Genomic DNA, 21848 nt, shown 5'->3' with positions numbered 1-21848 from the left:
CGGCCCAGGTCCCCACCGCCACCTGCGAGTACGGAGCAGCAGTTGAACCCGAGTGTCCCGGTCGCACGACGCGCGCCGAGTCTCCGAGCCTCCCTGGGCATCGGGGAGCGGCTGTTCGCCACCCCCGCGGACCGGCGCTTCATCGCCGCGGTCGACGACGGTCTCGAGCTCGTCGAGCAGGGGCTCGAGGACGCAATGCGCTCCGCCGACACGCTGGCGGACACGACCAGCCGCTACCTGCTCTCCGCCGGCGGCAAGCGCATCCGCCCGACCCTGACGCTCCTCATCGCCCAGCTCGGCGACGGCGTGACCGACCACGTCGTGAAGGCCGCGGTGAGCGTGGAGATGACCCACCTGGCGTCGCTCTACCACGACGACGTCATGGACGAGGCGCCGGTGCGCCGCGGTGTCCCGGCCGCCCACGTCACGTACGGCAACAACATCGCGATCCTGACGGGCGACCTGCTCTTCGCCCGCGCCTCGCTCATCACGGCGGACCTCGGGCCGGAGGGCATCCGCATGCAGGCGGAGACCTTCCAGCGCCTCTGCATGGGGCAGCTGCACGAGACGACGGGCCCGCAGCCCGACGACGACCCGGTCGAGCACTACATCCAGGTCCTCAGCGACAAGACCGGCTCGCTCATCGCCACCGCAGCCCGGGCCGGCGTGATGTTCTCCGGGGCGGACCGCTCGCTGCTCGACGCCGTCGGCACGTTCGGGGAGAAGGTCGGCGTCGCGTTCCAGCTCGTCGACGACGTCATCGACCTCGCCCCGGCGAAGGACAAGACCGGCAAGATCGCCGGCAACGACCTCCGCGCCGGTGTCGACACGCTGCCGCTGCTCCAGCTCCGCCGTCGCGCCTCGGCCGACCCGGGCGCAGCGGCGCTGCTCGCGCGCATCGAGCGCGACGTGCGGGACGCCCCCGACGACGCCGTCCACTCGGAGGCGTACCAGAGCGCGGTCGCCGAACTCCACGACCACGAGGCGACACGGGCCACCCGGGCCCTCGCCGCCGGTTGGGCCGACGAAGCGGTGGCCGCGCTGGCCCCGCTGCCGGACGGCACGGTGAAACGAGCCCTCACCCGGTTCGCGGAGACGGTCGTCGACCGTAGCCGCTGACCCGCGGCGGCGGTCCTCGGCCGCGTCCGCTGACCTGAACGAACTGGAGACCGATCAGTGCCCACCCTCCGACTCGCCATCGTCGGCGCCGGTCCGGCCGGCATCTACGCCGCGGACATCCTCCTGCGGGAGGCGCGTGGCTTCGACGTCTCGATCGACCTCTTCGAGCAACTCCCGGCCCCGTACGGGCTGGTCCGGTACGGCGTCGCGCCCGACCACCCGCGCATCAAGGGCATCGTCAACGCGCTCCGCGACGTGCTCGACCGGGGTGACATCCGGATCTTCGGCAACGTGCGGTTCGGTCAGGACATCACCCTCGACGACCTGAAGCGGCACTACAACGCGGTCGTCTTCTCGACCGGCGCCATCAAGGACGCCGACCTCGACATCCCGGGCATCGACCTGGACGGGTCGTACGGCGCCGCGGACTTCGTCAGCTGGTTCGACGGGCACCCCGACGTCCCGCGCACCTGGCCGCTCACGGCGGAGAGCGTCGCGGTGATCGGCAACGGCAACGTGGCCCTCGACGTCTCCCGCATCCTCGCCAAGCACGCCGAGGACCTGCTGCCCACCGAGATCCCGGCAAACGTCTACGAGGGCCTGCGGTCCTCGCCGGTCACGGACGTGCACGTGTTCGGTCGCCGTGGTCCCGCGCAGGTGAAGTTCACGCCGCTGGAGCTCCGCGAGCTCGGCGAACTCCGCGACGTCGACATGGTCGTGTACGACGAGGACTTCGACCACGACGAGGCTTCGAAGCTCGCGATCCAGACGAACAAGCAGGTCACCGTCATCGACCGTGTCCTGCAGCAGTGGCGGAAGCGCGAGGTCGGCACGGCCAGCCGCCGCCTGCACCTGCACTTCTACGCGAAGCCACTCGAACTGCTCGGTGACGAGGACGGGAAGGTCCGCGCCATCCGCTACGAGCGCACCCGTCCGGACGGGCGGGGCGGCGTCGAGGGCACGGGAGAGGTCCGGGAGCTGCCGATCCAGGCGCTGTACCGCGCCGTCGGGTACGTCGGTTCGCCGCTGCCCGGCGTCCCGTTCGACGAGCGCTACGGCGTCATCCCGAACCACGAGGGTCAGGTGCTCGACGCCGACGCCACCCCGATCCCGGGCGTCTACGCGACCGGCTGGATCAAGCGTGGTCCGGTCGGCCTCATCGGCCACACGAAGTCCGACGCGATGGAGACCGTGCAGCACATCGTCACCGACCAGGGCAGCTGGTGGACGCCGGAGGACCCGTCCGAGGAGGCCGTCCCGGCGCTCCTCCGCGAACGCGGCGTCGACTTCACCGACCTGGACGGATGGCACGCGCTCGACGAGCACGAGATCGCGCTCGGCGAGGCGGAGGGCCGCGCACGCGTCAAGGTCGTACCGCGCGACGAGATGATCGACGTCTCGCTCCGCCGCAACCGCGCCGGGTCCCAGGGCTGAGCATGACCGGAACGCGCCCGGCACCCCACACCGGGGTGCCGGGCGCGCCGTCGTCCGGGCGCCTGGTGGGTGTCGACGTCGCTCGTGCGGTCGCACTGCTCGGCATGATCGCGGCGCACGTCGGCGACGTGGCCGAGCAGGTCGACTGGGCCGACCCGGCGAGTTGGAGCGCCGTGGTGAACGGTCGCTCGGCGGCGCTGTTCGCCGTCCTCGCCGGGGTGTCGATCGGACTCGTCAGCGGCCGGGAGGCGCCTCCCGGCCCGCCGACGATCGGACGGATCCGGGCCCGCCTGGCGCTCCGGGCCGTGGTCGTGGTCGCCGTCGGGCTGCTGCTCATGACGCTCGGCACGCCGGTCTACGTGGTCCTGCCGACGTACGGCGCGCTGTTCCTGCTCGCGCTGCCCGTCCTCCGCTGGCGGCCGTGGGCGTTGCTCGTGCTCGCCGCGGCGTGTGCGCTCGCGTCCGCACCGGTCGTGATCGCGGTCCTGCCCGTGTACGCGGATGCCGGGATGGCCGGGGTGCAGCTCGGACTCGTCTACCCGGTGGTCACGTTCGCTGCGTACGTGTTCGTCGGCCTCGCCGTCGCGCGCACCCGCTCACGAGCGGACGGGACCGACACGGTGCGACACGTCGTGCTCCTCCTGGCGGCCGCCGGGGTCGCCGCTGCCGCGTACGTCGTCGGTGCTGTGGCCGCGCCCGTGCCCGCGGACACCACCGGTACGTTCCCGGGGGTGCCCTTCGTGCCGGCTGGCTCGGACACCGGGCAGGCGGTCGCGCAGGTGTTCCTGTCCCCGCGGGACCACTCGTCGTCGATCGTCGACGTCGTCGGCACGGCCGCGGTCGCCGTCGCCGTGATCGCCCTGTGCCGCCTCGTGTTCGACGGACACGGTCCGGTCCTCGCGCGGGTCGCGTTCCCGCTGGCCGCCGTCGGGTCGATGCCGCTCAGCGTCTACGCGCTGCACCTCGTCGTCATCGCGGCGTGGCCGGAGCTGCCGCACGGGCCGACGACCTGGTGGGCGTTCACCGTCGGGGCCGTGCTGTTCGCGATGGCCTGGTGGACCTTCCTCGGCCGCGGACCGCTCGAACGGCTGACCGCAGCCGTCGCGTCGGTGGTGCCCCTTCGCCCCGCTACTGCAGCGCTGCGGTGAGCCGTGCGATGTTGTCGAAGACCCGTGACCGGCGGGGCCGCGCGAGCCACTCGTCGAGCGTGAGCTCGCGGCTCGCCGCACGGTAGTCGTCCTGCACCCCGCGCAGGGCCTGGACGAACGTGCGGCCGCGCACCATGACGGAGATCTCGAGGTTCAGCGTGAAGGAGCGCATGTCCATGTTGCTCGACCCGATCACGGCGACGTCGTCGTCGATCGTGAAGTGCTTCGCGTGCAGCACCGTCGGCGCGCGGTACAGCCAGATCCGCACGCCCGCACGCAGCAGGCCCTCGTAGTAGGAGCGCTGAGCGTGCCAGGTCATGGCGTGGTCGCCGATCTCCCCGACGAACAGCTCGACCTGCACCCCGCGCTGGGCCGTCGTCGTGATGGCGTAGAGCATCGAGTCGTCCGGCACGAAGTACGGCGACGTGATCGTCACCCGCTCCTGCGCCGAGTACAGCAGTGCGTTGAAGAGGCGGAGGTTGTTCTCGCCGTCGAACCCGGGACCGGACGGGACGACCTGGCAGTCCAGGGCGTCCGCGCGGTCGGCACGGTGCACGGGATCGCTCTCGCGCAGCAGGAGTTCGTCGGTCTCGCTGTACCAGTCCGTGACGAACAGCGCGTTGATGCCGGCGACGACCGGACCCTCGAAGCGGGCAAACAGGTCGCGCCAGCGCAGGCCACGGTCGATGTTCGCCTTGAGGTCGTACGACCGGTCGATGAGGTTCTGGGATCCCGTGAACGCCACCGAACCGTCGACGACCAGGATCTTGCGGTGGTTGCGGAGGTCGGGACGCTGGAACTTCCCCTGCAACGGCTGCAGCGGCAGCATCAGGTTCCACTCGATGCCGGCCGCGTCGAGGAACGCGAGCGTCTCCTTGAAGTGCGGGTAGCTCTTGCTCGCCCAGTGGTCCATGAGGAACCGGACGGTCACGCCGCGAGCCCGCGCCCGCGCCAGGGACTCGAAGAACGGCCGTGTGGTGGGGTCGAGCGAGGCGATGTAGAACTCGACGTGCACGAACCGTCGCGCGTCGTCCACGGCGTTGGTCATCTCGGCGAACGCGTCGTCGTAGTGCGGGTACAGCTCCGCCTGGTTGCCGCCGACCAGCGGCATCGCCCCGAGCTGACGGTTCAGGCGGGTGATGCTCTCGAGCCACGCCGGCCAGGGGTGGTCGCGGCGGACGCGCTCGATGCCCTCGGTCTGCTCGAGGATGTAGCGGTTGATCTCGGTCTGCTTCTCCCGACGGGAGCGGGGCAGCTTCGTCGACCCGAGGACGAGGAACAGGATGAACCCGATGTACGGGATCAGGAAGATGGCGAGCAACCAGGCGGTCGCGGTCTGCGGCTTGCGGTCGATCGGGACGTAGACGAGCGAGAACGCCCGGACCGCCAGGTCCAACAGGATGAGGACGACGACGAGTGCGACGACGAGCCAGTGCTCCACGGTGTCGGGTGCGGGGAGGAGCGGGCGGTCAGCGGAAGTTGATGAACTGGAGCGGCACGTCGAAGTCTTCGCCCTTGAGCAGCTGGATCGTCTGCTGGAGGTCGTCGCGGCTCTTCGAGGACACGCGGAGCTCGTCGCCCTGCACCTGGCTCTTCACGCTCTTCGGCGCCTCTGCCCGGATGAAGGCGCCGATCTTCTTGGCGACGTCCTGCTCGATGCCGTTCTTGAACGACACGTCGATGCGGAACTCCTTGCCGGACGGGTACGGGTCACCCGCGTCGAGGCTCTTCAGGCTGATGCCGCGCTTGATCGCCTTCGTCTGGAGCACGTCGAGGACGGCCAGGGCACGCTCCTCGGTCGAGGCCTTGATGAGCACGTCCTCGCCGCTGAACGCGACCGATGCACCAACGCCCTTGAAGTCGTAGCGTTGCTCGATCTCCTTCGCCGCCTGGTTGAGGGCGTTCTCCGCCTCCATCTTGTCGACCTTGCTGACCACGTCGAAGGAGCTGTCTGCCATGCCCGACAGCCTATCCGGCAGCACGACGCCGCGTTCCTCCGGGCCGCACGGCTGTGGAGAACGCCGGTCCGGTCCGGGACGGGCCGCCTGGAGGCCCGGTCCGCCCCGTCTCGCGGCTGCGGCGGCGACCGTGGTCGCGAGCACCGCCGGACATCGGCTATGCTCTTCACCGCGCCTTCGGTCGGTGACGACACGGGCCGGGTGCGCACATGGCGAGTTACCCAAGCGGCCAAAGGGATCTGACTGTAAATCAGCCGGCGTATGCCTCCGGGGGTTCGAATCCCTCACTCGCCACCGTCCAGCAGGAAGCTGGGAGCACGGCCCCGTCTCCGGACGGGGCCGTTCGTGTTCCCGCCCCCGATCGTGATCCCGGTGCCTCCCGTGTCCCCGGTGCCTCCCGTGTTCGCGGTGCCATCCGCGTTCCCGCGGCTCTGTTCGACGGCGGTCCGTCCGCGTCCCGGCGGGTCCGCGGGCGGCCTGGGGCAGGATCGAGGGCATGACAGACGCCCAGATCGTCACCGACGCCCCTGACGCCCTCGCCGACCTGGCCGAGTCGATCGCCCGCGAGGCCGCCGCGCTCGCCGTGCGTCGACGCGCGGAAGGTGTCGAGGTCGCCGACCGCAAGTCGAGCATCGCCGACGTCGTCACCGCCGCCGACCGCGAGGTCGAGGCCCTGATCCGGCGACGCATCGCCGCGGCCCGGCCTGACGACGCCTTCCTCGGCGAGGAGTCCGGGGCCGCCGCCGGTGCGTCCGGTCTCACCTGGGTGGTCGACCCGATCGACGGCACGGTCAACTACCTGTACGGCAGCCCGGCCTACGCGGTGAGCATCGCGGTCGTGCGCGGTGTCCCCGACCCGGCACTGTGGGAACCGGTCGCCGGGGTCGTCATCGCGCCCGCGACCGGGCAGGTGTACCGCGCGGTGGCCGACGGCGAAGCGACCCTCGACGGGCGGCCCCTCGCGGTCGCCGCCCCGGCGTCCCTGGCGGAGACCCTCGTCGCGACCGGCTTCGGCTACACCGCCGACCGGCGGTGGGAGCAGGCCGCGGTCCTCGCCGGGCTCATCACCGAGGTGCGGGACGTGCGCCGCGGGGGAGCGGCCGCGCTCGACTGCTGCGCGGTCGGGGCCGGGACGGTCGACGCCTACTACGAGCGGGGCATCAACCCGTGGGACATGGCGGCCGGCTCGATCGTCGCCGCTGCCGCGGGGGCCGTCGTCCGGACGTGGGAGGCCGGCGACACGCGGTCCTTCCTGTTCGCCGCGCCGAGCATCGCGGAGGACCTCGTCACCCTCGTCCGCACGCTCGAGGAGGACGTCCTCGGGGACTGAGCGACGCCACCCGCTCTGGGGGTCCTGCACGGACGACCACACGACTGGCGGGGAGCACCGACCTTTGCTAGCGTTCTGGAGTCCCGTTACCTGCTCGTTACCGACGAGCGCCCGTGCCTCGAACTCAGGATCGCTACCGAACACATGCTCGACTCCTCGCAGACGCCCACGACCATCGACCGCGACGCCTCCCAGGCGACGCCGTCCGTGCACCTGACGAGACGAGCTCGGATCGAAGCCGAACGCGCTGCCGCCAAGCCGAGCCGTCGTCGGAACGATGCTGTCCGTCCCGCAGCGACCGCGTCGAACGGGTCGACCTCGCAGGACTCCGGTCCGGTGACCCCGCCGGCTCCCTCGTCCCCGGTGCTCCCCGCCTCGAGTGCGGCACCCCGCACCCCGCCGGCGCCGGCGTCCCCGGTGGTCGCTCCGCTGGCGGAGGCCGCCCCGGTGTCCCGTCGTGCCGCCACGGCTCCGCTCGGTGCCGTGTCCGACCGCCCGACGTCCTCGGAGCGGTCCGCCGCCCGGGAGCGCGGCGTCGGCGCGCAGCGTTCCTCCGGAGCGAAGCGTGCCGGACGTCCCGTCGGACCGAAGCGCGCCGCGAGCACGACGGCGCGTGCAGCGGTTCGGACGACGCCCGCCGCCGGTGCCCGCGTCGACCGGGCCACCCGGCACATCGCCCGCTCCACCGCGGCGACCCCGCGTCCGGGCCACGGCGCCTCGTTCCGCCGGACGGCCTCGGGCGTCACGGTCGTCGGTGCGCTCCTGTTCACCGCGGGGCTCGTCGTGTCGACCTCGCTCCCCGCGCAGGCGCTCTACGTGCCGCAGCCCGGCGCCGCGACCGTCCGTGCCTCCGTGCAGGAGGTCCAGTCACTCTCCGTCGGCGACGCCGTCGAGGGCTCGGTCGACCGCGACGCCTACACGGTCTCGCAGGTGCAGCGCGTCGTCCGCCCCAAGTCCGGCGTTGCCACGAGCGGGGTCGCCGGCGCAGCGGGGGTGGCCACCGCTCCCGGCACGAGCGTCGCCGGGGACACGTCGGGCGCCATCCGCTGGCCGTTCCCGACGGCCGTGCCGATCTCCTCCGGCTTCGGCGGTCGCCAGGTCGCCGGTTGCTCGTTCTGCTCGACCTTCCACCAGGGTGTCGACTTCGCTCCCGGGGCCGGCACGCCGATCGGCGTCGTCGCGGACGGCACCGTCATCAAGGTCCAGGCGAACGACGGTGCGTTCGGCAACGACGTGTGGGTCCAGCACGACGTCGCTGGCAAGAAGTTCGTCAGCGTCTACGGACACATGCTCGACAACTCGTTCGAGGTCGTCCAGGGCCAGCAGGTGAAGGTCGGGGACATCCTCGGTCTCGTCGGCAGCACGGGCAACTCGACGGGCCCGCACCTGCACCTCGAGATCCGCATCGACGGCGTCCCCGTGGACCCGCTGGCGTGGCTCGAGGCCAACGCGGAGTAGTCCGCACGGACGCCGTCCGCACGCACGACGTGCACGCGGTCGGTGTCCACGAGGACGGCGCGCCCGGGCGTCACGGTCGGTTCCAGACCAGCGCCGGGGGTCTGCTATCCTCGTGTGGTGCCGCTCGCGGTACTCGCCCCGATAGCTCAGTGGTAGAGCACTTCCATGGTAAGGAAGGGGTCGTCAGTTCAATCCTGACTCGGGGCTCCGACTCGCAGTGTGATCACTCCCGCAGTGCTGATCACCGCGGATCCCTGGCGGGGTAGCTCAGTTGGTTAGAGCACACGGCTCATAATCGTGGTGTCGCGGGTTCAAGTCCCGCCCTCGCTACCAGTGGTACCGGCGCGGTCGGTACCGTGCAGAACGATCGCAACGACGGGAAGCCCGGCGCACCAGCGCCGGGCTTTCGTCGTTGCCGGCGGTCCGACCCCAGGTCGCGCCGGCGCGTCGCCGCTCAGTGGTCGCGGACCGTGATGCCGGAGGTGTCCAGCCGGTCCGTCCGGTGCACCAGGACCCCGCCGTCGTGCAGGCTCGCCTCGACCAGGGCGGCCGTCCGGTGCCAGGCTGCGTGGCGACGTCGGGCGCCGATCGGTCCGCCGGCCACCGCGGCGCCGTGGTCGGCGTGCCGCAGCGTCAGCACGGCGTGCCCCGGGGTCGACGACAGCGCGAGCTCGTACCGGCGGTACTGCCGCGCGGGGTGCACGAGGGCGCCGAGGAGCGCGGTGAGGACACGGTCGCCGCTCGACACGACGAGTCGGTCGCCCCCGTGGGTGACACGATGGCCGTCGGCGCGCAGGGCCGTCCCGACGAGTTCGACGGCGGTGCCCCGGTCGTCCTCGCGCACCGCGTACTCGGTCGTCGTCTCCATGGCCACTCCCGCCGGACCCGCCCGGCCGCCCCCCGACCGGTGTCGCCAGCATAACCGATGCAAACTCATCTAAGCCCCGTGTCCGAGCGGCTCGGTAGACTGCCGTGGTGTCAGTGAACCCCGAGCTCGTCGGCAGGACGTTCCCGCCGGCCCCGCCGTACCTGGTCGGTCGTGAGAAGGTGCGTGAGTTCTCCCGTGCCGTCTTCGCGACCAACCCGATCCACTCCGAACCCGAGGCCGCCCGTGCTGCGGGTCACGCCGACGTGGTCGCGCCGGCGACCTTCGCGGTCGTCGTGCAGGAGGCCACGCTCGCACAGCTCCTCGCCGAGCCGGACGGTGGCATCGACTTCTCCCGTGTCGTGCACGGTGCGCAGGAGTTCGCCTACGAGCGTCCGATCGTCGCCGGGGACGAGCTCACCGCCACACTGTGGGTGACGAGCGTGAAGACCCTCGGCGGCAACGCCATGGTCACCGCCGAGTCCGCGGTCGTCGACGCGGACGGCGCGCCCGTCGTCACCGCCACGTCCACCCTGGTCGTCCGAGGAGATGAGGCATGACCGACACCACGTCCGGGCTCGAGGTCGGTGCGGTCGTCGCCGAGCGGCAGGTCCACCTCACCCGCGACTCGCTCGTCCGCTACGCCGGGGCCTCGGGGGACTTCAACCCCATCCACTACCGGGACGACGTCGCGGCGGAGGTCGGCCTCCCCGGTGTCCTGGCGCACGGCATGCTGACCATGGGCCTCGCGGTCCAGCCGGTGTCCGAGTGGCTCGGCGACCGCGGCTGGGTCGCCTCCTACGGCGTCCGTTTCACCCGCCCCGTCGTCGTCGACCCGCGGGACGGTGCCGACGTCGGCGTCGTCGCGAAGGTCGGCACGCTCGACGAGCAGGGCCGCCCCCGCCGCATCGACCTCACCGTGACCGCCGCCGGGCAGACCGTGCTCGGCAAGGCGCAGGTCACGGTGGCGTTCCACTGACCGTGGCGGAGACGACGCTCGCCGAGCTCACCACCCTCCGCGTCGGCGGTCCCGCCGGCCGCCTGCTCGTCGCCGAGACCACCGAGGACCTCGTCGCGCACGTGGTCGACGCCTGGTCGGACGACGACTGGCTCGTGGTCGGCGGCGGCAGCAACCTGCTCGTGGCCGACGGGGGCTTCCCCGGGACCGTCGTGGTGGTCCGCACGCGGGGCGTCACGCACGAGGCGGACGAGGACGGCGTCACCGTGCGCGTGGCGGCGGGGGAGCCGTGGGACGAGTTCGTCGCCACCACCGTGGCGCGCGGGTGGACCGGACTGGAGGCCCTGAGCGGCATCCCGGGCACGGTCGGCGCGTCCCCCGTGCAGAACATCGGTGCTTACGGGGTCGAGCTGTCCGACGTGCTCACCGCGGTCGAGTTCCTCGACGCCGAGACCGGCGAGCGGTCCTGGGTCCCGGCGGCCGAGCTCGCGCTCGGCTACCGCACGAGCACGCTCAAGCACGGGCGGCGCGGCGCCGTCCTGACGGTCGAGTTCCGGCTCGGGACCGCGACCGCGGACGGTGTGCCGGTGCGCTACGCGCAGCTCGCCGGGTCGCTCGGTGTCGAGCTCGGCACCCGGGTCGCGCCGGCCGACGTCCGGGCCGAGGTCCTCCGTCTGCGCTCCTCGAAGGGCATGGTCCTCGACGACGCCGACCCGGACACCTGGAGCGCCGGGTCGTTCTTCACGAACCCGATCGTCTCGCGGGGCTTCGCCGAGACCATGCCGCTCGACGCGCCGCGGTGGCCCGCCGGGGACGACGTGAAGCTCAGTGCCGCGTGGCTCATCGAACACGCCGGCGTGCACCGCGGCTACGGCGTGCCGGGCTCCTCCGCGGCGATCTCCACGAAGCACACGCTCGCCCTGACGAACCGCGGGGGAGCGACGGCTGCCCAGGTCGCCGAGCTCGCCCGCTACGTGCAGGTGACCGTGGCGAACCGCTTCGGCGTCACCCTGGTGCCGGAGCCCGTCGTCGTCGGGGACCTGCTCGACTGAACGAGCGCGTTCCCGACGGTCAGCCGAAGAGCCGGGCCAGGCGCGCCACGCCCTCGGCGATGTCGTCGTCGCCGAGGGCGTAGGACAGGCGGAGGTACCCGGACGGACCGAACGCCTCGCCCGGGACGACCGCGACCTCGGCGTGCTCGAGGACGAGATCGGCCAGCTCGAGCGTGGTCGTCGGCGTCGAACCGGCCCACTCACGACCGAGCAGTGCCGTGACGTCGGGGTAGACGTAGAAGGCGCCCTCCGGCTCCGGCGTCACGAACCCGGGGATGGCGTTGAGCCCGGCGACGATGGCCTTCCGGCGACGGTCGAAGGCGTCGCGCATGGCGGTGACCGGCTCCTGCGGCCCGGTGAGCGCCGCGATCGCCGCACGCTGCGAGACGTTCGACACGTTCGAGGACAGGTGCGACTGCAGGTTCGACGCGGCCTTCACGGCGTCGGCCGGGCCGATCATCCAGCCGACCCGCCAGCCGGTCATGGCGTAGGTCTTGGCGACACCGTTCACCAGGATCGTGGTGTCCGCGAGCGCGGGCACCTGCTCGAGGACGCCGGAGAACCGGATGCCGTCGTAGACCAGGTCCTGGTAGATCTCGTCGCTGATCACCCAGATCCCGTGCTCGAGCGCCCATTCGCCGATGGCGCGGGTCTGCTCGGCGGAGTACACCGCGCCGGTCGGGTTCGAGGGGGAGCAGAACAGCAGGGCCTTCGTCCGCGGGGTGCGCGCGGCCTCGAGCTGCTCGACGGTCACGAGGTAGCCCTGGTCGCTGCCGGCGAAGACGTCGACGGGCACACCACCGGCGAGCCGGACCGCTTCGGGGTAGGTGGTCCAGTACGGCGCGGGGAGGAGGACCTCGTCGCCCTCGTCCACGACGGTCTGGAACGCCTGGTACACCGCCTGCTTGCCGCCGTTCGTGACGATCACCTGGGCGGGGTCGACCGTGATGCCGGAGACGCGGGCCGTCTTGTCGGCGATCGCACGCTTGAGCTCCGGCAGGCCCGTCGCCGGTGTGTACCGGTGGTTCGCCGGGTCCTGTGCCGCCGCGACGGCCGCGTCGACCACGTGCTGCGGGGTCGCGAAGTCCGGCTCACCGGCAGCGAAGGAGATGACCGGACGGCCGGCGGCCTTGAGCGCCTTGGCCTTGGAGTCGACCTTCAGCGTCGCCGACTCCGCGATGGCGGCGATCCGCGACGCGATGCGCGGCCGATCGGTGGTCGGGGCCGCGTCGGTGGTCGGGCGGTCGGTGGGCTGCGGGTTGACGGCGTCGGTGCTCACGGGGCCAGCCTAGCGACGCGCCGCGCCGGAGCACCCGCCAAGTGGACACCGTCGCCGCGACTCCCGTACACTGTCCTGCGGCGGTCGAAGTCCGCCGGATCATGCGCTCCGTCGCAGATCCGGAGGCCCCTCCCGGGTCGACGGACTCGCCACCAGGAACATCCGGCACCCCCAGGGGTGGGTCGTTCCGAAGGGCGGTGGCTCAATTGGTAGAGCAGCGGTCTCCAAAACCGCAGGTTGCAGGTTCAAGTCCTGTCCGCCCTGCACATCGGGAAGGGTAGAAGTGGCGAGCAAAGAAGTGGAGACGACGGACGACGTCGTCGCCCAGGCGAAGGTCGATCGCGCTCAGCGGCGCGGTCCGTTCGCCGCGATCGCGCTGTTCATCCGCCAGGTCTTCGGCGAGCTGCGCAAGGTCGTCACCCCGACCCGCAAGGAACTCTTCAGCTACACGGGCGTCGTGCTCGTGTTCGTCGTCGTCATGATGATCCTCGTGTCGGTCCTCGACTTCGTGTTCGGTCTCGGCGTCGGCTACGTGTTCGGCAACGGCCCCACCGCCTGACCCAGCCGGCATGAACCCCGGCGCACCGCATCCCTGGCGCGCCCGGACTGACCGCAGGTCCGACCGTTCCGGTCCTCCTCGGGGTACGGTCTCCCGGAGACGGCGACCCGTTCCCCGCCCGGAACGCGAGTGCCAACCCGATCCGCACCATCGAACGGAAAGAACCGACTGTGTCTGACTACTCCCGCGACGACATCGACCTCGCGACCGCTGCCGAGCAGTCTTCCGAGGTCGAGGAGAACCAGGAAGGCGACGTCGAGACGAGCGAGCTCCGTTCGACGGACTCCGCCGAGGAGCGCGCGATCTCCGTCGACGACGAGGACGAGGACGACGAGTCCCTCGGCCTGAGCGACGAGCCGGACGACGGCACCGTCGCCGCCGAGCTCGACGAGACGCTGGGCGCCCTGGCCGAGGCCCGCGACCCCGAGGCCGACGCGGTGGTCGACGACGCGCTCGAGATCGACACCGCCGACGAGGCAGAGGCCGCCGTCGAGGCCGTCGAGGACGAGGAGGAGTCCGAGCTCGAGGACGAGACCGCTGCGGAGGCGAACGCCACGATCGCGGCCGAGGAAGCCGCCGACGCGCTCGAGGACGACGCGGACGCCGAGCCGGTCGAGGCCGACCCGTACGACGCCTTCAAGGCCGAGCTCCGGATGAAGCCGGGCAAGTGGTACGTCATCCACTCCTACGCGGGCTTCGAGCGCCGCGTGAAGGCGAACATCGAGAACCGCATGGTCTCGATGTCGATGGAGGACTACATCTACCAGGCCGAGGTCCCGATGGAGGACGTCGTCGAGATCAAGAACGGGCAGCGCAAGCTGGTCACCCGCGTCCGGATCCCCGGCTACGTGCTCGTCCGCATGGACCTCAACGAGGACTCGTGGTCCGTCGTCCGGCACACCCCGGGTGTCACCGGCTTCGTGGGGAACGCCCACAACCCGACGCCGCTCCGTTTCGACGAGGCGTTCGGCATGCTGAAGTCCCTGGTGCAGGTCGCCGAGGCCGCTCCGACCAAGGGCGGCTCGAAGTCCGGCGGTGCCGCGCAGGCCCAGCCGCAGGCCGAGGTCGACTTCGAGGTCGGCGAGACCATCACCATCAAGGAAGGCTCGTTCGCGGGCCTGCCGGGTTCGATCTCCGAGATCAAGCCGGAGAGCGGCAAGCTCACCGTCCTCGTCTCGCTGTTCGAGCGCGAGACCCCGGTCGAGCTCAGCTTCGACCAGGTCACGAAGCTCTAGTACTGGCGAACGTCCAGTACACTGTCTGAGTTTGGGTCCGCGCGCCTCGTGCGCTGCGGATCCGTGACCGCGATCCGGATCCGCCGGAGACGCGGGAGAGTGCACGGGTCCCCGTGCGTTCGAATCCAGGAGGAAACGGAACATGGCACCGAAGAAGAAGGTCACGGGCCTGATCAAGCTGCAGATCAACGCGGGCGCCGCCAACCCGGCACCGCCGATCGGTCCGGCGCTCGGTCAGCACGGCGTGAACATCATGGAGTTCTGCAAGGCGTACAACGCCCAGACCGAGTCGCAGCGCGGCAACGTCATCCCGGTGGAGATCACCGTCTACGAGGACCGTTCGTTCACGTTCATCCTCAAGACCCCGCCGGCCGCCGAGCTCATCAAGAAGGCAGCGGGTGTGAACAAGGGTTCCGCGACGCCGCACACGGTGAAGGCCGGACGCATCACGGCGGACCAGATCCGTCAGATCGCCGAGACCAAGCAGGCCGACCTGAACGCCAACGACATCGAGCAGGCGACGAAGATCATCGCCGGTACCGCTCGTTCGATGGGCATCACGGTCGAGGCCTGAGCCTCACCCCACACACCCCAGTACTCACCGTGGGAGAGCCGCGCCGGCTCGCCAACCACGTATCTCGCAAGGAGACCACCATGGCGAAGAAGTCCAAGGCGTACCGCGCCGCGGCCGCGAAGATCGAGGCCGACAAGTTCTACACCCCGACCGAGGCAGTCGCCCTCGCGAAGGAGACCGGCTCGGCGAAGACCGACTCCACCGTCGAGGTCGCGCTGAAGCTCGGCGTCGACCCCCGCAAGGCGGACCAGATGGTGCGCGGCACCGTCATCCTCCCGCACGGCACCGGCAAGACCGCCCGCGTCATCGTCTTCGCGACGGGTGCAGCCGCTGAGGCCGCCATCGCCGCCGGCGCCGACGAGGTCGGTGGCGACGAGCTCATCGCGAAGGTCGCCGAGGGCTACACCTCGTTCGACTCCGCGGTCTCGACCCCGGAGCTCATGGGCAAGGTCGGTCGTCTCGGCAAGGTCCTCGGCCCGCGCGGCCTCATGCCGAACCCGAAGACCGGCACCGTGACGCCGAACGTGGCCCAGGCCGTGAACGACATCAAGGGCGGCAAGATCGAGTTCCGCGTCGACAAGCACGCGAACGTGCACTTCGTCGTCGGCAAGGCCTCGTTCACCCCGGAGCAGCTCGACGAGAACATCACCGCCGCGCTCGACGAGGTCGTCCGCCTCAAGCCGAGCGCTGCCAAGGGCCGCTACATCATGAAGGGCGCCGTCTCGACGACCTTCGGCCCGGGCATCCCGCTGGACGTCAACGTCCTGGCCTGATCCACGGCTCCACACGAACGGCCCGCACCGGAAGGTGCGGGCCGTTCGTCGTTCCGCACGCCCTCGGCGTCCCCGCTACCGTTGTGGGGTGCGGACCTTCGTGAACAGCCTGCGACTCGTGGTCGCCGTCGTCGCCGTCGCCGCGGTGGTGACGGACCTGCAGGGGGCGCTGCGCGACGACTTCGTGTTCTGGGACTTCTTCGGGTACTTCACGAACCAGTCGAACCTGCTCGTCGCGGTGGTGTGGACGCTGACCGTCGTCGCGGCGTTCGGCGACCGTCCGACCGGCCGACGGCTCGACCTGTTCCGCGGTGCGGCCACGGTGTACATCGCGACGACCGGGCTCGTCTACAACACGCTCCTGGCAGAGGTCGGCCAACCGCTGGGGGCGTCCTGGTCGAACGACGTCGTGCACCGCTGGGTGCCGCTGATCGTGGTGCTCGACTGGGTGCTGTTCTCGGACCGGAGCCGGCTGCTGTTCCGGGACGTGTGGTGGTTCCTCGTCTACCCGGCGGTCTGGATCGTGGTCGTCGTCACCCGCGGCGCCACCGACGGTTGGGTGCCGTATCCATTCCTCGACCCCGCATCCGGCTACGGGGCAGTGGCGCTGTACTGCCTCGGTGTGGCCGTGTTCATCGGGCTCATGGGACTCGTCGTCGTGGCGCTGAGTCAGCTCCGGGTGGTGCGGGTCAGCGAGCGTCGCGCAGGCGGTCGAGCACGAGGTCGGCGAGCACGATGAGCCCGCGGATCGCGTCGTCGTCGCGGTCGATCCAACGGCACTCCGGCTCGTCGGCGACCGGCACGAAGTCGTCGTGCGTCTCCCAGACGAACAGCGTGCGGTCCGCGCCGAGCACGTACTGCTGCCACCAGACCTGTCGCATGTAGTGCCGTGGGACGCGCTTCCAGCCGGACGAGGTCGTCTTGATCTCGGCGAGGAGGAGCCGGCCGTCACGGTCCTGTCCGACACCGTCGGGCGTCGCCAGGTGCGCTCGGTTCGTGGCGGCGTGGAACAGGTGGGCCGACGGCAGGATCCCGTGCGTGGCGGCCACCCACGAGGCGATGACGGGCTCCCGCTCCTTGCCGTGCTCGGTGTAGACGTTGCCGGCGAACCGGGAGCCGTAGCGCTTGTCCGCGACGACGGCGTCGACGGCGCGGAGCGAGGCGAGGCGTGCGACGTCGGTGGCGGTGATCCCCATCGCCCGCGCACGGAGCCAGGCGACCCGGTCCGACGAATGCGCGACGATGCGCTCGGTGTGCCCGCGCAGGGACGTGAACGCGTTGCGGCTCGGCCGTGCCGGCGCGGACGGTGACGTGCCGGAGCCGGGCTGGGCCTCCCACCCGTCATCCAGGTCGCCCCACAGGGTGGGCTGCACGATCGTCACCGGATGATTGTCCACCCGACCACCGGCACCGGCGAAACCGGCGCGCGGCCGATCCGGCGCGCCGGCAGGTCGCCGCGCTCAGGAAACGAGCTGCCGCCCCTCGGACAGGGTGACCAGTTCGTCCACGCCGGCGGGGGAGAGGGCGTACGCGATGGCCAGGGCTGCCGCGCCCTGCAGCGCGGCGATCGAGCCGGCGCGGGACTGCGCGATGACGAGGTGTTCGGTGGCGAGCGGCATCGACCGGGAGTACACGACCTCCCGGACACCCGCGAGCAGGTGCTCTCCGGCCTGCGTGATCGAGCCACCGAGCGCGATGACCGACGGGTTGATGAGCGAGACGCACGTGGCGAGCACCTCCCCGATGTCGCGGCCGGCCTGCCGGACGGCACCGATCGCGTCGATGTCCGAACGGCCCACGAGGTCGATGACGTCCGCGCTGGTGTGCACGTCGTGTCCCTTGGCGCGGAGGGCCCTGGCGATCGCCGGGCCGGAGGCGACGGCCTCCAGACACCCGGTGTTGCCGCAGTGGCAGGGCACGTCCCCGGCGCGCGAGACCCGGACGTGCCCGATGTCCCCGGCGGTGCCCTGGGCGCCGCGTTGCAACCGTCCCTCAGACACGATGCCCGAGCCGATGCCGGTGGCGACCTTCACGAACAGCAGGTGGTCGAGGTCCGGCCAGCCGTGCGCCCGCTCGCCGAGTGCGGCGATGTTCACGTCGTTGTCGACGAGCACGTGCGCGCGGACGTGCTGCCGGAGCCAACCGGGCACGTCGAAGCCGTCCCAGCCCGGCATGATCGGCGGGTTCGCAGGGCGACCGGTGGAGAACTCGACGGGGCCCGGCAGGCCGATGCCGATCGCGATCACGTCGTCGCGTGCCCGGCCGACCGAGTCGAGGAGCTCGTCGACGACGCCGATCAGCCACTCGAGCGTCGGGACGGGCCCCGCCGCGATGTCGATGCTGGCGTCACGCGTCGCGAGCGGGGTGCCGACGAGGTCCGTCACCGCGACCCGGCCGTGCGAGGCGCCGAGGTCGGCTGCGACGACGAGCCGCGCGGCGGGACGGAGGGCGATCTGGGCGGGTGGACGACCGCCCGTGGACGCCGCGGTGTCGACCGCCCCGACGAGTCCGACGTCGGCGAGGGCGTCGAGCCGCACGCCGATGGTCGAGCGGGCCATCCCCGTCAGGGCGGCGAGCTCGCCACGGGTCCGCGGCACACCGTCACGCAGGATCTGGAAGAGCTCACTCGTCCCGACCGGCGGCGACGTTGCCGTCCGAGTCATGTCGACCATGTCCGGAGTGAACCACACATCCTCCGAGCCACGCAACGAAGGTCGTCGAACTCGTTCGAACTTCTGCTTGACCGCCGACAGAAGCACCCATAGTGTGACGATCGGTCAGTGACGACCACGTCTCGATGAGGAGAACACACGGTGACCCAACCGCTCTCGGTCCAGCTGTACACAGTGCGTGACGCGCTGTCGGCGGACCTCCCCGGAACCCTGGCGACGATCGCCGACATCGGTTTCACGAACGTCGAACTCTTCGGCTTCGTCGACCGTGCGGACGAGTACGCGGCCGCCCTGCAGCAGGCCGGCCTGGTCGCGCCGAGCGGGCACGCACGTCTCCTGGACGCCGACGAGCAGGACCTCGAGCGCATCCTCGCCGCGAGCGTCACGGTCGGCCTCGGCACGCTCATCGACCCGCACGTGGACGAGGCCCGCTGGACCACCCGCGAGGACGTCGAGGCGATCGCCCGCCAGTTCAACGAACTGGTCCCGCGCGCCGCCGACCGTGGCCTCGTGCTCGGCTACCACAACCACGCCTTCGAGTTCTCGAACCGCATCGACGGCACGAGCGCCTTCGAGGTCTTCGCCGGCGCCCTCGCCGCCGACGTCGTCCTCGAGCTCGACACCTACTGGGCGAAGGTCGGCGGGGACGACCCGGTGGCCGTCCTCGGGCGGCTCGGCGACCAGGTCCGCTTCCTGCACGTCAAGGACGGCGACGGCTCGCACGACGACAAGCAGCAGGTCGCCGTCGGCACCGGCGTCATGCCGGTCCGGGACATCATCGCGGCCGCGCCCCAGGCGCAGCAGGTCATCGAGCTCGACGACCACGACGGCGACGTCGTCCAGGCCGTCCGCGACTCGTACGCCTTCCTCGCCGGAGCGGACGCATGAGCGTCGCGGGCCGCGTGGGCGTCGGCGTCATCGGCGCCGGGGTCATCTCCGACCAGTACCTGTCGAACCTCACCGTCTTCCCCGACGTCGAGGTGCTGTTCATCGCCGACATCGACCTGCCCCGGGCGGCCTCGCAGGCCGAGAAGTGGGGCGTCGCCGGATCGGGCACCGTCGAGGAGCTCCTGGCGATCGACGACATCGAGATCGTCGTGAACCTCACGATCCCCGCGGCGCACGTCGAGGTGGCGCTGCAGGCGCTCCGCGCCGGCAAGCACGTCTGGGGCGAGAAGCCCTACGCGCTCGACCGGCAGAGCGCGGCGGAGCTGCGCGACGCCGCGGTCGCGGCCGGCCGCACCGTGTCGGTCGCGCCGGACACGTTCCTGGGGGCGGGCCTCCAGACCGCACTCCGCACGATCCGCGACGGTCGCATCGGCACGCCGCTGAACGGGCTGACCCTCTTCCAGAGCCCCGGCCCGGAGTCCTGGCACCCGAGCCCCGAGTTCCTCTTCGCCTACGGCGCCGGCCCGCTCTTCGACATCGGTCCGTACTACATCACGACGCTCGTGCAGGCGTTCGGACCCGTCGCGAAGGTCACCGCCACCGCGTCCAGGTCCCGCGCCACCCGCACGATCGGCTCCGGGCCGAAGGCGGGCACCGAGTTCCCCGTCGAGGTCCCGACGAACCACTCCGCGCTCATCCAGTTCGAGAACGGCGGGAGCGCGCAGAGCGTGTTCTCGTTCGAGTCCGACCGCGGCCGCACCGGCTTCGTCGAGATCGCGGGGGAGACCGGCACCGTCGTGTTCCCCGACCCGAACGAGTTCGACGGCGACACGAAGCTGTACGCGCTCGGCGCCGAGGAACCCGAGACGATCCCGGCCGTCGGGTCCACCTACTCGCGGGGGACGGGCGTGGTCGACCTGGCCCGCTCCCTCCGTGCCGGCGAAGGGAACCGGGTCCCCGGCGCCCTCGCCTTCCACGTCCTCGACGTGATGGTCTCCATCGCCGAGGCCGCCGAACGTGGTGAGACCGTGCTCGTCGAGAGCACCGTCGAACCCTCCCCGACCCTCCCCGAGGGCTGGGACCCCGCGGAGCAGACCCTGGTCTGACCAGCCTGCCCCACCCTCCACAGCAGCACCCAGCACGATCCAGCACCACTTCCTGCACCATCTCAACGACGAGAAAGTAGAGAGTCATGCGCACTGCCATCCGCGCACTGGCCATCACCGCGGCCGCGGCACTCACCGTGTCGGGCCTCGCCGCCTGCTCCTCCGGGTCCTCCGGCGCATCGGGCGACTCGAAGACGCTCACCTACTGGGCGTCGAACCAGGGCACCTCCCTCGAGAACGACAAGGAGGTGCTGACCCCCGTCCTCAAGAAGTTCACCGACGAGACCGGGATCAAGGTCGACCTCCAGGTCATCGGGTGGAACGACCTGCAGACGAAGATCCAGACCGCCGTCACCTCGGGCCAGGGCCCGGACGTCGTCAACATCGGCAACACGTGGGCGACTTCGCTCCAGGCCACCGGCGCTTTCCAGGAGTTCGGTGACGCGGAGATGAAGGCCATCGGCGGTGCCGACAAGTTCGGCAAGGTCGCGCTCTCGACCGGTGGCGCACCGGGTCAGACCGTCACGAGCGTCCCGCTCTACGGCCTCGCGTACGGCCTGTTCTACAACAAGCAGATGCTGGCCGACGCCGGCGTCGAGCCGCCCACCAACTGGGAGGACCTCGTCTCGGCCGCCGAGAAGCTGACGACCGACGGCAAGTACGGCTTCAGCCTCGCCGGTGGGTCCTACACCGAGAACGCGCACTTCGCGTTCATCAACTCGGCGCAGAACGGCGGCGAGTGGTTCGACAAGGACGGCAAGCCGACCTTCACGTCGAAGGAGAACGTCGAGGGCATCAAGCGCTACCTCGACCTCATGCAGGACAGCAAGGCGGCCAACCCGTCGAACGCGCAGTACGACAACGCGAACCAGTCGGTCGCGGACTTCGCGAACAAGAAGGCCGCGATGATCCTCAACCAGAACAACGCGAACACCACGATCGAGTCGCTCGGCATGAAGTCCGACGAGTTCGGCGTCGTGCCGCTCCCGGCGCCGACCGGTGGCGAGGACATCGCCAGCTTCCCGGCCGGCATCAACCTGTCGATCTTCAAGAACACCGACAACAAGGACGGCGCGCTGAAGTTCGTCAAGTACATGACGAGCATGGACACGCAGACGACGCTGGACAAGCCGTACTCGGCCCTGCCGGTGCTCGCCGAAGCTGCTGACTCCGTCTCGGACGAGCAGACGAAGACGTTCCTCGACATCTACAACAACAAGGCGAAGCCGCTCCCGCTGGTCCCCGCCGAGGACCAGTTCGAGTCCACGGTCGGCAAGGCGATGAACGAGATGTTCGCCAAGATCGCCACGGGTTCGACGGTGTCCGAGAAGGACATCAAGGACGCCCTGCAGACGGCCCAGGACCAGGTCTCCCAGGCCGCAGGTTGACCTGACGGGAGGCCCGGACGCGTCCGACAGGTCGCGTCCGGGCCTCCCGCCC

At 70.9% G+C, this 21848-nt stretch carries 22 protein-coding genes and 4 tRNA genes; 20 read left to right on the top strand and 6 right to left on the bottom strand.

The window, feature by feature from the left end; translation table 11 throughout:
- Positions 1-42 precede the first annotated feature (42 nt).
- The 3 genes from DEI95_RS00775 to DEI95_RS00765 are packed head-to-tail and all read left to right on the top strand — an operon-like array spanning position 43 to position 3701.
- The gene (locus DEI95_RS00775; RefSeq protein ID WP_110890033.1) at positions 43-1119 is read left to right on the top strand and encodes a polyprenyl synthetase family protein; all 1077 of its coding nucleotides are present in this window, start codon (positions 43-45) and stop codon (positions 1117-1119) included.
- Between the two features lie 57 nt (positions 1120-1176).
- A complete protein-coding gene (locus tag DEI95_RS00770; RefSeq protein ID WP_111059077.1) occupies positions 1177-2553 on the top strand; it encodes an FAD-dependent oxidoreductase in 1377 nt (458 codons plus the stop codon).
- A gap of 2 nt (positions 2554-2555) precedes the next feature.
- Positions 2556-3701: a heparan-alpha-glucosaminide N-acetyltransferase domain-containing protein gene (locus DEI95_RS00765; RefSeq protein WP_181436148.1), complete on the top strand. Its 1146-nt coding sequence runs from the start codon at positions 2556-2558 to the stop codon at positions 3699-3701.
- Here DEI95_RS00765 and cls read toward each other — a convergent pair.
- The gene (gene cls, locus DEI95_RS00760; protein ID WP_110824635.1) at positions 3682-5142 is read right to left on the bottom strand and encodes a cardiolipin synthase; all 1461 of its coding nucleotides are present in this window, start codon (positions 5140-5142) and stop codon (positions 3682-3684) included. The genes DEI95_RS00765 and cls overlap by 20 nt on opposite strands.
- A 28-nt stretch (positions 5143-5170) precedes the next feature.
- Positions 5171-5659 carry a YajQ family cyclic di-GMP-binding protein gene (locus DEI95_RS00755; protein ID WP_110824634.1) on the bottom strand — a complete coding sequence of 163 codons (489 nt, stop codon included), beginning with the start codon at positions 5657-5659 and terminating at the stop codon, positions 5171-5173.
- 211 nt (positions 5660-5870) lie between these two features.
- On the opposite strand from DEI95_RS00755, the gene DEI95_RS00750 reads away from it, so the two are divergent.
- The 5 genes from DEI95_RS00750 (at position 5871) to DEI95_RS00730 (ending at position 8780) form a co-directional block, all read left to right on the top strand.
- Positions 5871-5953 (top strand) — tRNA-Tyr (locus DEI95_RS00750).
- A gap of 202 nt (positions 5954-6155) precedes the next feature.
- Positions 6156-6989, top strand: a complete 834-nt coding sequence (locus DEI95_RS00745) for an inositol monophosphatase family protein (protein WP_111059075.1) — start codon at positions 6156-6158, stop codon at positions 6987-6989.
- Positions 6990-7133: 144 nt separating this feature from the next.
- Positions 7134-8447, top strand: a complete 1314-nt coding sequence (locus DEI95_RS00740; RefSeq protein ID WP_111059074.1) for a M23 family metallopeptidase — start codon at positions 7134-7136, stop codon at positions 8445-8447.
- Positions 8448-8582: 135 nt separating this feature from the next.
- Positions 8583-8654 (top strand) — tRNA-Thr (locus DEI95_RS00735).
- A gap of 49 nt (positions 8655-8703) precedes the next feature.
- Positions 8704-8780 (top strand) — tRNA-Met (locus DEI95_RS00730).
- Between the two features lie 121 nt (positions 8781-8901).
- Here the strand turns inward: DEI95_RS00730 and DEI95_RS00725 are convergent.
- Positions 8902-9315: a hypothetical protein gene (locus DEI95_RS00725; RefSeq protein ID WP_110900497.1), complete on the bottom strand. Its 414-nt coding sequence runs from the start codon at positions 9313-9315 to the stop codon at positions 8902-8904.
- Between the two features lie 107 nt (positions 9316-9422).
- On the opposite strand from DEI95_RS00725, the gene DEI95_RS00720 reads away from it, so the two are divergent.
- From DEI95_RS00720 to DEI95_RS00710, 3 genes are read left to right on the top strand one after another with little or no spacing between them, the layout of a single operon-like run.
- Positions 9423-9872, top strand: a complete 450-nt coding sequence (locus DEI95_RS00720) for a MaoC family dehydratase N-terminal domain-containing protein (RefSeq protein ID WP_111059172.1) — start codon at positions 9423-9425, stop codon at positions 9870-9872.
- Positions 9869-10291: a MaoC/PaaZ C-terminal domain-containing protein gene (locus DEI95_RS00715; protein WP_110824630.1), complete on the top strand. Its 423-nt coding sequence runs from the start codon at positions 9869-9871 to the stop codon at positions 10289-10291. Before DEI95_RS00720 ends, DEI95_RS00715 begins: the two co-directional genes overlap by 4 nt.
- 2 nt (positions 10292-10293) lie before the next feature.
- Complete coding sequence (locus tag DEI95_RS00710; RefSeq protein WP_110890025.1) at positions 10294-11322, top strand: UDP-N-acetylmuramate dehydrogenase; 1029 nt, start codon at positions 10294-10296, stop codon at positions 11320-11322.
- A 19-nt stretch (positions 11323-11341) separates the two neighbouring features.
- Here the strand turns inward: DEI95_RS00710 and DEI95_RS00705 are convergent, their stop codons facing one another.
- Positions 11342-12523 (bottom strand): pyridoxal phosphate-dependent aminotransferase, encoded by a 1182-nt coding sequence (locus DEI95_RS00705; RefSeq protein WP_111059171.1) that lies wholly within the window; start codon positions 12521-12523, stop codon positions 11342-11344.
- Between the two features lie 269 nt (positions 12524-12792).
- Here DEI95_RS00705 and DEI95_RS00700 point away from each other — a divergent pair.
- From DEI95_RS00700 to DEI95_RS00675, 6 genes are all read left to right on the top strand, one after another.
- Positions 12793-12865, top strand: a tRNA-Trp gene (locus tag DEI95_RS00700).
- A gap of 19 nt (positions 12866-12884) precedes the next feature.
- Entirely contained in the window at positions 12885-13160 is a 276-nt protein-coding gene (gene secE, locus DEI95_RS00695; protein WP_110824628.1) for a preprotein translocase subunit SecE, read from the top strand.
- A gap of 170 nt (positions 13161-13330) precedes the next feature.
- Positions 13331-14395 (top strand): transcription termination/antitermination protein NusG, encoded by a 1065-nt coding sequence (gene nusG / locus DEI95_RS00690; protein WP_111059073.1) that lies wholly within the window; start codon positions 13331-13333, stop codon positions 14393-14395.
- A 142-nt stretch (positions 14396-14537) separates the two neighbouring features.
- On the top strand, positions 14538-14969 hold the full coding sequence (gene rplK / locus DEI95_RS00685; RefSeq protein ID WP_110824626.1) for a 50S ribosomal protein L11: 432 nt from the start codon (positions 14538-14540) through the stop codon (positions 14967-14969).
- Between the two features lie 80 nt (positions 14970-15049).
- Positions 15050-15742, top strand: a complete 693-nt coding sequence (gene rplA, locus DEI95_RS00680; RefSeq protein WP_110824625.1) for a 50S ribosomal protein L1 — start codon at positions 15050-15052, stop codon at positions 15740-15742.
- Positions 15743-15830: 88 nt separating this feature from the next.
- Positions 15831-16481, top strand: a complete 651-nt coding sequence (locus DEI95_RS00675) for a Pr6Pr family membrane protein (RefSeq protein ID WP_111059072.1) — start codon at positions 15831-15833, stop codon at positions 16479-16481.
- Here DEI95_RS00675 and DEI95_RS00670 read toward each other — a convergent pair.
- A complete protein-coding gene (locus tag DEI95_RS00670; protein WP_181419559.1) occupies positions 16432-17124 on the bottom strand; it encodes a YqaJ viral recombinase family protein in 693 nt (230 codons plus the stop codon). The genes DEI95_RS00675 and DEI95_RS00670 overlap by 50 nt on opposite strands.
- A 78-nt stretch (positions 17125-17202) precedes the next feature.
- Positions 17203-18414 carry an ROK family transcriptional regulator gene (locus tag DEI95_RS00665; RefSeq protein ID WP_258365934.1) on the bottom strand — a complete coding sequence of 404 codons (1212 nt, stop codon included), beginning with the start codon at positions 18412-18414 and terminating at the stop codon, positions 17203-17205.
- Between the two features lie 141 nt (positions 18415-18555).
- Here DEI95_RS00665 and DEI95_RS00660 point away from each other — a divergent pair, with 141 nt between their 5' ends.
- From DEI95_RS00660 to DEI95_RS00650, 3 genes are all read left to right on the top strand, one after another.
- Positions 18556-19302, top strand: coding sequence for a sugar phosphate isomerase/epimerase (locus DEI95_RS00660; RefSeq protein ID WP_111059071.1), 747 nt, complete (start codon positions 18556-18558; stop codon positions 19300-19302).
- Complete coding sequence (locus DEI95_RS00655; RefSeq protein WP_111059070.1) at positions 19299-20408, top strand: Gfo/Idh/MocA family protein; 1110 nt, start codon at positions 19299-19301, stop codon at positions 20406-20408. The genes DEI95_RS00660 and DEI95_RS00655 overlap by 4 nt, the downstream gene beginning before the upstream one ends.
- Before the next feature lie 86 nt (positions 20409-20494).
- Positions 20495-21796, top strand: a complete 1302-nt coding sequence (locus tag DEI95_RS00650) for an ABC transporter substrate-binding protein (protein ID WP_110824621.1) — start codon at positions 20495-20497, stop codon at positions 21794-21796.
- The last annotated feature ends 52 nt before the right edge of the window (positions 21797-21848 follow it).

Source organism: Curtobacterium sp. MCBD17_008 (assembly GCF_003234475.1).
GTDB lineage: Bacteria > Actinomycetota > Actinomycetes > Actinomycetales > Microbacteriaceae > Curtobacterium.
The sequence above is the reverse complement of the archived record's forward strand: the minus strand, read 5'-3'. Positions and strand labels throughout refer to the sequence as shown.